Annotated in this window: 13 protein-coding genes; 3 read left to right on the forward strand and 10 right to left on the reverse strand. The window is 41.5% G+C overall.

Going from position 1 to position 12,040, the window contains the following annotated elements; translation table 11 throughout:
- Nucleotides 1-126: 126 nt before the first annotated feature.
- The 10 genes from FTU02_RS05375 to rplU form a co-directional block, all read right to left on the reverse strand.
- Entirely contained in the window at nucleotides 127-606 is a 480-nt protein-coding gene (locus FTU02_RS05375; RefSeq protein WP_111885295.1) for a tRNA (cytidine(34)-2'-O)-methyltransferase, read from the reverse strand.
- A 315-nt stretch (nucleotides 607-921) separates the two neighbouring features.
- Nucleotides 922-2,322: a siroheme synthase CysG gene (gene cysG / locus FTU02_RS05380; RefSeq protein ID WP_180156193.1), complete on the reverse strand. Its 1,401-nt coding sequence runs from the start codon at nucleotides 2,320-2,322 to the stop codon at nucleotides 922-924.
- Nucleotides 2,323-2,395: 73 nt separating this feature from the next.
- Nucleotides 2,396-3,667 carry a serine--tRNA ligase gene (serS, locus tag FTU02_RS05385; protein WP_180156195.1) on the reverse strand — a complete coding sequence of 424 codons (1,272 nt, stop codon included), beginning with the start codon at nucleotides 3,665-3,667 and terminating at the stop codon, nucleotides 2,396-2,398.
- Between the two features lie 117 nt (nucleotides 3,668-3,784).
- Nucleotides 3,785-4,576: an RsiV family protein gene (locus tag FTU02_RS05390; RefSeq protein WP_180156197.1), complete on the reverse strand. Its 792-nt coding sequence runs from the start codon at nucleotides 4,574-4,576 to the stop codon at nucleotides 3,785-3,787.
- 161 nt (nucleotides 4,577-4,737) lie between these two features.
- A complete protein-coding gene (lolA, locus tag FTU02_RS05395; RefSeq protein WP_111885313.1) occupies nucleotides 4,738-5,433 on the reverse strand; it encodes an outer membrane lipoprotein chaperone LolA in 696 nt (231 codons plus the stop codon).
- A gap of 232 nt (nucleotides 5,434-5,665) precedes the next feature.
- Nucleotides 5,666-6,208, reverse strand: a complete 543-nt coding sequence (locus tag FTU02_RS05400) for a YadA family autotransporter adhesin (RefSeq protein ID WP_373684211.1) — start codon at nucleotides 6,206-6,208, stop codon at nucleotides 5,666-5,668.
- A gap of 10 nt (nucleotides 6,209-6,218) precedes the next feature.
- Nucleotides 6,219-6,806, reverse strand: coding sequence for a hypothetical protein (locus FTU02_RS16445; RefSeq protein ID WP_180156199.1), 588 nt, complete (start codon nucleotides 6,804-6,806; stop codon nucleotides 6,219-6,221).
- Entirely contained in the window at nucleotides 6,784-6,996 is a 213-nt protein-coding gene (locus tag FTU02_RS05410) for a hypothetical protein (RefSeq protein WP_180156201.1), read from the reverse strand. Before FTU02_RS05410 ends, FTU02_RS16445 begins: the two co-directional genes overlap by 23 nt.
- Nucleotides 6,997-7,176: 180 nt before the next feature.
- Nucleotides 7,177-7,431, reverse strand: a complete 255-nt coding sequence (gene rpmA / locus FTU02_RS05415) for a 50S ribosomal protein L27 (protein ID WP_067764378.1) — start codon at nucleotides 7,429-7,431, stop codon at nucleotides 7,177-7,179.
- Nucleotides 7,432-7,450: 19 nt separating this feature from the next.
- Nucleotides 7,451-7,762: a 50S ribosomal protein L21 gene (gene rplU, locus FTU02_RS05420; protein WP_078191390.1), complete on the reverse strand. Its 312-nt coding sequence runs from the start codon at nucleotides 7,760-7,762 to the stop codon at nucleotides 7,451-7,453.
- Between the two features lie 460 nt (nucleotides 7,763-8,222).
- Here rplU and sdsA point away from each other — a divergent pair, with 460 nt between their 5' ends.
- The 3 genes from sdsA (at nucleotide 8,223) to FTU02_RS05435 (ending at nucleotide 12,032) form a co-directional block, all read left to right on the forward strand.
- Nucleotides 8,223-9,200 carry an All-trans-nonaprenyl-diphosphate synthase gene (sdsA, locus tag FTU02_RS05425; protein WP_078191391.1) on the forward strand — a complete coding sequence of 326 codons (978 nt, stop codon included), beginning with the start codon at nucleotides 8,223-8,225 and terminating at the stop codon, nucleotides 9,198-9,200.
- Between the two features lie 31 nt (nucleotides 9,201-9,231).
- Entirely contained in the window at nucleotides 9,232-11,283 is a 2,052-nt protein-coding gene (locus FTU02_RS05430) for a site-specific recombinase (protein WP_078192207.1), read from the forward strand.
- Between the two features lie 152 nt (nucleotides 11,284-11,435).
- Entirely contained in the window at nucleotides 11,436-12,032 is a 597-nt protein-coding gene (locus FTU02_RS05435; RefSeq protein ID WP_180156203.1) for a phosphatase PAP2 family protein, read from the forward strand.
- Nucleotides 12,033-12,040: the final 8 nt, after the last annotated feature.

Raw genomic sequence — 12,040 nt, forward strand, 5'->3', positions numbered from 1 at the left:
CATTTTTATATTGATGCTGAAGTTTTTAAGCCCTTATTTTACAAAACTTCATTGCTGTAAACGGTTCACTGTGTTCACTCCCAATAAAAAACCGCTCGATAGAGCGGCATTTTGAACAGATCACACTTAGACCAATTCTTTAAAGTCTTGCTGACGCCAAGCTTCATATAAAATCACAGCAGTAGCATTGGACAAGTTTAAACTGCGTGAATTTGGTGCCATCGGCAGGCGAATCCAATGTTCTTTCGGGAACATCATACGGACATCTTCCGGCAAACCACGTGTTTCTGGCCCCATCAACAGCGCCACAGGACGATTTAAATTAGAGGTATGCGGTGTTTCAAAACCTTTGGTGGTTAATGGATAAATGGCATCCATCTCAATACCTTGTGCTTTTAAGCCAGCAAGGCATTCTTCAAAGTTTTCCCACACTTTCATGTGCGCCCATTCATGATAATCCAAACCGGCGCGGCGAAGTTTTTTATCATCCAGCTCAAAGCCTAATGGCTTGACCAAATGCAACTGCGCTCCAGTATTGGCACATAAACGAATGATATTCCCTGTATTTGCAGGAATTTCTGGCTCGTATAAAACAACATGGATCACAGTTTTTTTCTCTACTCTTTAGTTAAATAATGGCTTAAAACTCAGGCTATAGTTACAAAGCTAAAGCATAAGTTTAGATGATACTACAAGCGCTTGTTTATCCTCTTTGCTTAGCTTTCGCTTTACACGAGGACAATCCACTTACTCATATCCTTTGTACTTAGCTTTCGCCTTGCAATTGGACAATTCAGCAGCTTGCTTATCCTCTTTGCTCAGGCATAGCCTTCGTCTTGCATGTGGACAATTCAGCAGCCTGCTTATCCTCTTTGCTCAGGCATAGCCTTCGCCTTGCGCTCGGGCAACGCGTTGCGTTGCTTACCCTCGCTCATGCCATTGAAGTTGTTCACGCAGACTCACCACATCACCAATAATCGTCAATGTAGGCGCCTGAATTTGGTATTCACTGACTTTAGATGCAATATCTGCCAATGTCCCAACCACGACTTTTTGTTCAGGTGTCGTCCCTTTAGAGACCAATGCGACAGGCATGTCTGGACGCTGCCCATGCGCAATGAGTTTCTCACAAATTTTTTCTAGACCGACCAAGCCCATATACAGCACGAGCGTTTGATTTTGATAAACCAACTCATTCCAAGGTAGCTCAGGTGAGCCTTCTTTGAGATGCCCTGTCAAGAAGCGTACACTTTGCGCATAATCTCGATGCGTTAAAGGAATCCCTGCATAAGCCGAACATCCAGAGGCAGCAGTAATTCCCGGAACGACTTGGAAGGCAACGCCTGCCGCAAAGAGTTCCTGAATTTCTTCACCGCCGCGGCCAAAGATGAACGGATCTCCACCTTTTAAGCGGCAGACGCGTTTGCCTTCACTTGCGTATTTTACCAGTAAGGCATTAATGCCTTCTTGCGGAACAGCATGATTGGATCGTGCTTTACCTACATAGATTTTTTCAGCGTCACGGCGGCAGAGGTCCATAATCGGCTGAGAAACCAAACGGTCATAGATCACCACATCCGCTTGCTGCATTAAACGCAGAGCTTTTAAGGTCAACAGTTCAGGATCACCCGGCCCGGCCCCAACCAAATACACCTCACCTTTCGGCTGTTTCCATTCCAATAAGGCCTGTTCAATCAAACGATTGGCTTCAGTCAAATTGTCATTGAATACTTGCTCTTTGAGCGGACTTGCATACAAATCTTCCCAAAAAATACGGCGTTCATCTGGATTGACGATTTTGGCTTTAACAGCTGCGCGCCATTGGCCTGAGAACTCAGCCAGTTTGCCCATGCCATGTGGAATTGAGCTTTCTAACTGGGTGCGGATTTGGCGTGAAAGCACTGGCGATGTGCCATTAGATGCAACAGAGATGACCAGCGGAGAACGGTCAATTATCGCAGGAACCATAAAACGGCAATGCGGCGGATCATCAACACTATTGACCAAGACATTTTCAGCTTCGCAGGCTTCAAATACCGCCTGATTGACTGCTTTGTCATTGGTTGCTGCAATCACTAAACGAAATTGACGAAGCTCAATGGCATTTTCTTGATAAACCGATTCGTGATAAATCGAGTTGAGATATTGACCTTGAGTTTGATTAACCAAGCTCAATAAATCATTTTCAATTTCGGGTGAGCAAACTGTCAGCTGAGCGCCCGCTTTTGCAAGCAGCACAGCCTTTCTATATGCAATTCGACCACCACCAACAATCAGACAAGGTTGCTGCTGCAACTTCAAAGAGATTGGAAAGATATCCACACACGACCTCAATAGTTTAAATCTGATTGTCTTAAGCAATTTTTGTGCACAAATGTATGCACTTTATCGACTATTAATCGATAAATTCAGCACCGCCCATATATGGACGAAGTACTGCTGGAATTTCAATTGAACCGTCTGCACGTTGATAATTTTCCATCACGGCAAGTAAAGTACGGCCAACTGCCAAACCTGAACCATTTAGCGTGTGTACAAACTCAGTTTTCTTTTGGTCAGTACGGTAACGTGCTTTCATGCGACGTGCTTGGAAGTCACCCATGCATGAGCAAGATGAAATTTCACGGTAGGTATTTTGACTTGGCACCCAAACTTCTAAATCATAAGTTTTGATTGCACCAAAGCCCATGTCTCCGCCACACAGAACGACTTTACGGTATGGTAAGCCTAATGCTTGAAGAATACCTTCGGCATGACCCGTTAATTCTTCCAAAGCATCCATCGAAGTTTCAGGTTTTACAATCTGAACCATTTCTACTTTGTCAAATTGGTGTTGACGGATCAAACCACGTGTATCACGGCCATACGAACCCGCTTCGCTACGGAAACATGGCGTATGTGCTGCATATTTTAAAGGTAGACGTTCTGGGTCAATGATTTCATCACGCACGAAGTTAGTTACAGGGACTTCAGCTGTAGGAATCAAGTAATATTCTTTTTCACCTTGAAGTTTAAATAAATCTTCTTCAAATTTAGGCAATTGGCCTGTACCACGTAAAGAGTCTGCATTAACTAAATACGGTACATACGCTTCGGTATAGCCATTTTCCAAGGTATGTGTATTTAACATAAATTGGGTAATTGCTCGTTGTAAACGCGCCAATGGGCCTTTGAGTACGCTAAAACGGGTACCAGTCAATTTAGTCGCGGTTTCAAATTCTAAACCGCCCATCATTTCACCAAGGTCAGTATGGTCTTTGATCTCAAAATCAAACTGACGCGGTGTACCCCATTTTAGAACTTCAACATTGTCATTTTCGTCTTTACCTTCTGGCACAGACTCATGAGGTAAGTTCGGAATCGATAAAGATTTGGCTTCGAGTTCAGCCTGAAGGTCAGAAAGTGCGAGTTCAGCCGCTTTAATTTCATCGCCAATAGCAGACATACGTGCCATGATTTCAGATGCATCACCGCCAGCTTTTTTAATTTGACCAACTTGTTTTGCACCAGCATTACGTTCAGCTTGTAACGACTCAGTTTTAGACTGAATTTCCTTACGGCGAGCTTCAAGGTCTGCCCACTCTGCTACGTTGAGTTGAACACCACGTTTTGCTAAGGCTAAGTTTACAGCCTCAATATTATTTCTGAGTAATTTCGGGTCGATCATAGCCAATCTTAAGTAAAGAAAAAAACTGGCTATAGTGTAAGCTCTTAACACTCAAAAATACAGTGACCGAGCTTACAGCTGCCCCTTATTAGACCAATAATCTTGCTTCAAATTGTCTTATTTGGTGTCGTAATTTGGCAAACTTGGTAAATATTCAGGTTTAAATAGTCCTTTAGCCGTAAAATATGGAAGTTTTAGCTCAGGCATGCCCTCCGCATAACTCGCCAATTCATACAGTGGATAAGCAAATACAATCCCGTTCGCACCATAATAAAAATTATCGCTTAACTGAAGTTTTGAACGTTCAATATCATGACTATCTAACCACATATAGTTGGCATCAAAAAGTGCGCTAATCACTTTCGCATCTGCACCTTTGACCAAGACATCTTGTAAAGCCAAACGTTTTTTGGCTTTTAAATCAAAATTGACATATTCAACATGGGACATACCATGAGCCGCATGCGCTGCGTAGGTATAGCTTTCGATTGCAAAAGTTGCGATATGTCCCCACTGACTAATGTATCGAACAGAAGTGGTACTTTGACTTAAGCCTGCATCCGTCTTGTCCGATAAATCAATTTTTTGATTCGGCTCAGTTGAAAATGCAATTGGATCTGCCTTTTTAATCCGGTCAGTAAAATATTGATTGATCCAATCAACATTGGTTTCAACCGTTTGAATCGTATATTGGGTACAACCTTCCGCATCGCAAACTTGTGCTTTCGGCAATTGCATTGCAACAGATTTAGATTGAATAAGTGGAATCGCATCAGCGACGACCGCTGGCTTCTGTTCCGTCGTTTCACCTTCAACAGGTTCATTTCGAGGATGACAGGCCGTTAATGACCCGACTAAAACCACAGCTGAAACAGCCCAAGCTATATTATTCATATGATTTTTTTTCATCCCAAAATTCCCTATAGCAACAGTCAAAACCACAAGTCACTTCATTTAAGCAAACTGTGAATATCAGCATACTACTAAATTTCACTTAAATTCAGCTTGCTTGCTTTACATTTCTCCATAAAAAAAGCAGACCGATGTCTGCTTTTTTTCGTTCATGACAATTATTGATCAATAATGTCCGTACCTTTTGGAGGTACAAAATTAAAGGTTGATGCTGGAATAGACGCATTCACCTTCACATTATTGAAACGTACATGCGTTGTTTGACCTAATGAGTCTTGGAGAATCATTAAAGTCGGCGCATTTTTCGCACCAAAACTAATAGTTAAGCTTTGAAACACACCATCATCACTTTTTGGATATAAAGTGTAGTAAGTTTTGGTCTTATTCGGCTGTGTAATACGATAAGACTTCATGATTTGAGCCGTATTACCTGACAATAATAATGCAGGTGTATTCGCAACTTGGTCATCTAAGCTTTGGCGTACCGCTTGTTGTAGGTCTGGGTCATAAATCCAAACTGTTTTACCTGTAGTCGCAATGGTTTGCTTAGATGGGCTGGTTGTTTCCCAATAGAATTTACCCGGACGCTGAACTTTCATGACCCCAGTAAAAGTTTGGTTCATATGCTGCGCACTTAAACCTTTCTTTTGAGTAGCTTTCGGGTTGGTCACTTTTGTAGTTTGCTGAAAGTTAGCTGTAAAACTTTTAATACCCGATAATTGTTTCACCAAATTGGCAGTTGCCTGCTGCTCCGACGCTGCAACTGGTGCCGCGAATACTGTCGTACTCATAACCGGTGCCAGTGTCGCTGCACCTAATGCCATAGCACAGATGGTTTTACGAAGCATTTTCATAGATTCACCTTTTATATTTGCATCAACGCAATTTGTTAGATGGCTCCATCTTAAACCACTTTCATTGACTAAATTTAGAGAAAATAAGAAGTTTTGTATGGTTATTAATGCAAATTGCTGTTTTTTATTCATCATGATGGAGAAATATAAAATAAAAAGGCACTTAATTTGACTCAAATGCCTTTCAAATAATTAAACCATGATTTAGCAATTTTAATAATCCAATATTGAGTTATTTCCATTGCCAACCGATCGATGCACCAGCGCCAAAGTCACCTTCAGAATTCCCTGTTGCAGCCAATTTATACACATATTTATTGGTTTCAGTCACTCCACTGAAACCAACTGCATAGCCTTGTGAACCTTCCCAAGCCCCCATACCTACGCTAAACATGTTGTATCCGGCATCTGTGGGTTGCGGTAAGGAGGCGATTGCAATACTTGAAGCAACAGCACCGTAAACATTATCTTTAAATTTATTGAAATTATGGTTCAATTCATTCACACGTTGATTGGTATAACTATTGGCTTGATTAAGTACATTTGCCCCATGCTGATCTGTATATGCTTTTGAACTATTTAACACTTCTAGATCTGCTTGACGCATTTGTTTCACGTTTACCGCATCGGTGTCTGCCGTACCTGCTGCCACATGGATAATTTGCCGCTCTACACCAGCCGAGCCAACGGAAACCGTATTATTGCGGTCAGAGCTTGAACCATTGCCAAGTACAATAGCATTATTTGCAGAGGTGTTGATATTGTTACCAACCACATAGGTATTATTACCTGTGACTGTTTGAACCTACAGCACCAGATCCATCACCACTGACTGTATTGTTTACACCGAGGGCAGTAGACTGATTGCCATCAGCTTTATTACCTGCACCAACTGCAATCGCATTTTGTCCATTCGCAGTTGGTTTAGGTGCGGTATTAGCAACGTTTGATTGTATTTTAATGTACGGATCTGTTCCTTTTAAGCTCAATAACCAGTTCACTTCAGTACCTACAAATCCATTTTTTATCGTAAGTTCATATGCACTGAAACCATTTTCACCAGTTAGTCCTTGTGCGCCAACTGCACCACGTAGACTTTCTAACCATTGGTCTTCATTGCCTTCATAACCATTGCTCACCGCAACTTGATAAGCACTTGCACCATCTAGACCATTGCTGCCATTCAGACCGTTCAACCCATCCTTACCATCGATGCCGTCTCGGCCATTGAGTCCATCTTTACCAGTAGCACCTGTTGCTCCTGTATCGCCTTTTTCACCAGCAGGACCTTGAGGACCTATTGGCCCTTCTGGGCCAGGAATTCCACTATTGCAACGATTACAAGTATGCTCAGGTATAACGAGCCATTCCACCAGCCCATGCAATTGAACCTAGAGAAAGCAAAATACTCACAGCAAGTAATTTTGGTACAGCTTTAATAGCGATTGAAGTTGTTTCACCAAGTCCTAGTGTCTTTTCAAATTCAATTTGTTGGCTTTTATCAGGACAATTCCTTTTCTGATAGTCAGCACCGATAAAAACTGTATTCAATATTTTATTCATGTCCCTATCCTTTTTTTGTATTTGTACTCCTCTATTACGCCCTTTATGTTTTGTGATTTAAATCACTATTTATAGTGATTTATTGATACATATAACGTTTGTAACAATCTAAAAAATACCTCACATTTTATTCAGACGAAAAAAAAACCCGCAAAAATGCGGGTTTTTTTCTATTCAAGCTTACGCTTCAACAGATACGTAGCGACGACCGAATTGGCCTTTCACTTCGAATTTCACAACGCCGTCAGCAGTTGCAAATAAAGTATGGTCACGGCCCATACCTACATTTACACCAGCGTGGAATTCAGTACCACGTTGACGAACGATGATGTTACCAGCAGTCACAGATTGACCGCCGTAGATTTTAACACCCAACATTTTTGGGTTCGAGTCACGACCGTTTTTAGTCGAACCACCGGCTTTTTTAGTTGCCATGTCTACTTACTCCTCGTAATTAGCCTGAAATAGCTGTAATTTTCAACTCAGTGAACCATTGACGGTGACCTTGTTGTTTACGATAGTGTTTACGACGACGCATTTTGATGATGCGGATTTTGTCGTGACGACCATGGCTAACTACTTCAGCAGTTACTTTAGCGCCAGCTACTACTGGTGCACCAATTTGAATGCTGTCACCGTTAACAAGCATCAACACGTCATCAAAAGTAACAGTTGAGCCAGTTTCAGCTTTCAATAATTCTACTTTAAGGGTTTCACCCTCAACTACACGGTGTTGTTTACCACCGCTTTGGATTACTGCGTACATTTAAGTACTCCAAACATGCCCGTGTTGTCGTGCCGGTAAAGGGATATACCGATCTTAAAACGATCGTCACTGGGGTTTCGCAAAGGCAAAGATTTTAAGGGATAACCCGAAAAACAACAAGTCATTTCCGTAAAATATTAGATGAGTATGCGTTTATTATATAAACAGTGTCATTAAAAGTATTAAAATGAGTGATCTATTTCACTTACCATGTTTTTTTGCAAGGTTTGACATAGATTTTTAGCAACGATTCGCTAATATACTCTGGACTGACATCAACAACATGCTGTTCAAACAACATGCTAAAGATAAAAGTCTGTTAAAAAATAAGTACAATACTTCCGCTTGATGAAAAAAATCACTTAAGATTAAGTCAATTGAGTAAGTTCTTATCTGTTATTCATATAACAAATTGCTACACTACGTCTGTAATTCAAAAATTATTGAGGTTTCTCTTCATATGACCATCGACTTTAAGCAAGATATTCTCGCGCCTGTTGCTACTGACTTTGCTGCGATGGACAAATTTATTAATGAAGGGATCACGTCTAAAGTTGCCTTGGTCATGGCAGTCAGTAAACATGTAGTTGAAGCAGGCGGTAAACGCATGCGTCCCATTATGTGCTTACTTGCAGCAAAGGCATGTGGCGCAGAAGATTTAGAAAAACACCGTAAACTTGCAGCAATTATTGAAATGCTACATACCGCAACCTTGGTTCATGACGACGTAGTCGATGAATCGGGATTACGCCGTGGTCGCCCAACCGCAAATGCGACATGGAATAATCAAACTGCCGTACTAGTGGGTGATTTTTTGATTTCTCGCGCTTTTGATTTATTGGTGGATCTAGACAGCAAAGTATTACTCAAAGACTTTTCAACAGGTACCTGTGAAATTGCTGAAGGTGAAGTTTTACAACTTCAATCACAGCACCAACCTGAAACTACTGAACAAACCTATTTAGATATTATTCACGGCAAAACATCACGTTTATTTGAGCTCGCTACCGAAGGTGCCGCGATTTTGACGGGTACACCAGAGTACCGTGAACCGCTTAGAAAATTTGCCGGACACTTTGGAAATGCCTTTCAGATTATTGACGATATTTTAGATTACACCTCAGACGCTGAAACATTAGGTAAAAATATTGGTGATGATTTAATGGAAGGTAAACCAACTTTACCTTTAATCTCTGCCTTAAAGAATACCACTGGCGAAGAACATGACATTATTCGCCGCAGTATTGCCACAGGTGGTACGGCAGATTTAGAGCGTGTTATTCAGATTGTACAAAGCTCTGGGGCACTTGATTATTGTAGCCAACGAGCGACTGAAGAAACTGAGGCAGCACTAGCCGCTTTAGCAGCGCTACCAGATACTGAATATCGTCAAGCTTTAATCAACCTCGCAAACTTGGCATTACACCGAATTCAATAATTAACAATATTCATCGTAATTCCCCTTGCCTATGCATATAAAACTCAATGATATCTTTTTGACCATGCAGCAACAGCTCGATACCCCTCGGGCTGTGCTGGATGAAAACTTGCTGATCGAATTGGTCAACCGAATTCGACCAGAAGATACAAAAAATACCGACGAAATTAAGAAAAAATTTCAGGCTTTCATCCAAGCTTTACTCATCACGCCAGATGCAGCCTCTACCCTGCAAAGTTTTGTCCTAAAGCTCATTAGCCGATATAAACAAACCAGTTTATATGCGGACACGGGTATTTTGTCTCTCGATGGTTTCTGGGGACAACTGTTCCAACGGCTTGGCGCACATTTTCTTCCTCTGATCAATGACGAAACTCAATTACAAGATTTAGTCCGTCGAGTTTTTTATCGTCATAGCGACAAATATTGGCTGGACAGTATTGATGATCAGCAATGGATGCAGCTCTTTCGACTATTTAATCAAGGTCATAGCAATCAGGAAGAAAAAAAGAAAATTCGCCGTGAGTTAATTAAAGCCATTACCGTTTTGTCCTATCGGGTAAGTGGTATTGGCTTATATCCTGAATTTATTAATGCACAGCCTGAACTGACTGAATATGAATCACCTTTTTTGGTGCAAAACCGTGAAATAAATGATTTTATTCAGCAGTATAAAAAGCTCCATCAAAGTGCTGAAGAAATGAGTGCTGTGCTACCGCCAGATGCTTCTCAAGCGTTGGTAATGCTGGAACAATGTCGTGATGTGGTGCTGAAGATTCGGCGTGCGACCAAACGAATTGGCGTAAGTGTCAGCCTGACTTACTTATTGTCGCTTTTAGAACAGTGTTTAGATCGCTTAGAAATCTTACTCAACCTGATTGTTGAAGAAGATGATGTCCGCTATGTGTCTATGGGGAGTTTACTCAGTGATGTGACGTCAGCGATTTATAGCGAACGCAGTGTGCGCGATTTGCTCGCCACCAATAGTGAATTGGTTGCCCTACAAGTCACCGAAAACGCAAGTAAAACTGGCGAACACTATGTAAGTACGGACAAACAAGGCTTTATGAGCATGTACCGATCTGCGGCAGGTGCCGGTGTGATCATTGCATGTATGGCAACTTTAAAAGTGCTGATGGCCCGTGTCAGCATGGCACCGCTCATGCAAGCCATTTCATATAGTCTGAACTACTCTTTCGGCTTTATGCTGATTCATGTCTTACATTTTACTGTTGCCACTAAACAGCCTGCGATGACAGCTGCCGCCCTTGCCTCGACGGTTCAGCATCGTAAAGGCTCGAAAATGGCGCAGATTGCCGAGCTTGCCGCGCTGATTATTAATATCATTCGAACCCAGTTTATTGCAATCTTAGGCAACATCAGTATTGCGATTCCTGTTGCAGCATTGATCGCATTAAGTTGGGACATGGCTTTACATGAGCCATTAATGAATCATGCAAAAGCAGCTAAAACCTTACACGACCTCAATCCATTTACCTCACTGGCTGTGCCACATGCTGCGATAGCTGGAGTATGTTTGTTTTTATCAGGTTTGCTTGCTGGGTACTTTGACAACATGGCGATCTATCGCAAAGTTGGACCACGGATTCAAGCACATCCAAAGTTAAAACGCATCATGGGTCAAGAGAGACTGGATAAGCTTGCCGCTTACATTGAGCGAAACTTAGGTGCTTTAGCAGGTAACTTCTTATTCGGGATCATGCTGGGCAGTATGGGAACAATTGGATTTATTTTTGGTTTACCTTTAGATATTCGCCATATCGCCTTCGCCTCGGCCAACTTCATTCAAGGCCTCATCAATATTAATGGTTCACCAGACATTGGCTTAATCATTGTGTCATTCTTAGGGGTTATTCTGATCGGTCTTACCAACTTATTCGTCAGTTTCACGTTAACCATTATTGTGGCACTACGGGCACGTCGCGTAAGATTTGAACAATGGAAACCACTGGCTAAACTGGTGATGACTCATTTTCTAACGCGACCAAGTGATTTTTTCTGGCCACCGAAAACCCCACTTGAAGTTGAAGATGGCACACAAGCCAGCAAGAACAATCATTAGCAGATTTGTGTTTTATTTTAGTAAGATGTGAATGAACGCAAAAAATAAAATCAGTATGATTTACACATACTTGAAATAAAGTGTACTGATGAGTACACTTTAGTCCATTAATTAACCGAGCTCAAACCGGTTAAAATGACAAGGAATAAAATATGCCACGAACGCTACTGTTTGTTGGTTTTTTTGCATTAATTATCAGTGTGTTGTCGCTTTATTCTAGCCATTTAAATCTATTAGATTTGAGTATCGTGGAATGGATGAGTCAGCACCGTATTGCTGTTTTTAATCAAATTGCCATCGGACTTTCGGCGCTAGGGGGCATGCCTTTTGTATTATTTTTCACCACGCTATGGTGTTTACACTTTGCGTGGTATAAAAAATACACAGAGATTGTTTTTATCAGTATAGGGATCTTTGGAAGTATCGGCCTTGCATGGTTGCTTAAATTTACGTTCACCAGACCGCGTCCCCCAGAAATGTACCATCTTGTAGTGTCTTACGGGAGTTCATTCCCAAGCGCACACAGTTGTTATGCTGCATCGCTTGCGTGTCTGATGATCTTGATTTACCGACAACATGCTCAACATCGCTTGATCACCATTTTGGCATTGTTATGGATGCTGTGTATGGGTGTTTCGCGAGTATATGTTGGGGTTCATTTTCCGACAGATGTCTTATCCGGTTGGAGCATAAGTTTTATTTGGATCGCGCTACTTTATTTGAGTTACATCAAAATCAGTAAAGCGTAAACAAATGA

This window comes from Acinetobacter sp. YH12045, assembly GCF_013419925.1.
Classification (GTDB): domain Bacteria; phylum Pseudomonadota; class Gammaproteobacteria; order Pseudomonadales; family Moraxellaceae; genus Acinetobacter; species Acinetobacter amyesii.

What these genes read in the sequence shown, in the direction of transcription:
- serS (WP_180156195.1), bottom strand. Translation starts at nt 3,667, where the DNA reads ATGATCGACCCGAAATTACTCAGAAATAATATTGAGGCTGTAAACTTA.
- FTU02_RS05390 (WP_180156197.1), bottom strand. Translation starts at nt 4,576, where the DNA reads ATGAAAAAAAATCATATGAATAATATAGCTTGGGCTGTTTCAGCTGTG.
- lolA (WP_111885313.1), bottom strand. Translation starts at nt 5,433, where the DNA reads ATGAAAATGCTTCGTAAAACCATCTGTGCTATGGCATTAGGTGCAGCG.
- FTU02_RS05410 (WP_180156201.1), bottom strand. Translation starts at nt 6,996, where the DNA reads ATGAATAAAATATTGAATACAGTTTTTATCGGTGCTGACTATCAGAAA.
- rpmA (WP_067764378.1), bottom strand. Translation starts at nt 7,431, where the DNA reads ATGGCAACTAAAAAAGCCGGTGGTTCGACTAAAAACGGTCGTGACTCG.
- rplU (WP_078191390.1), bottom strand. Translation starts at nt 7,762, where the DNA reads ATGTACGCAGTAATCCAAAGCGGTGGTAAACAACACCGTGTAGTTGAG.
- sdsA (WP_078191391.1), top strand. Translation starts at nt 8,223, where the DNA reads ATGACCATCGACTTTAAGCAAGATATTCTCGCGCCTGTTGCTACTGAC.
- FTU02_RS05430 (WP_078192207.1), top strand. Translation starts at nt 9,232, where the DNA reads ATGCATATAAAACTCAATGATATCTTTTTGACCATGCAGCAACAGCTC.
- FTU02_RS05435 (WP_180156203.1), top strand. Translation starts at nt 11,436, where the DNA reads ATGCCACGAACGCTACTGTTTGTTGGTTTTTTTGCATTAATTATCAGT.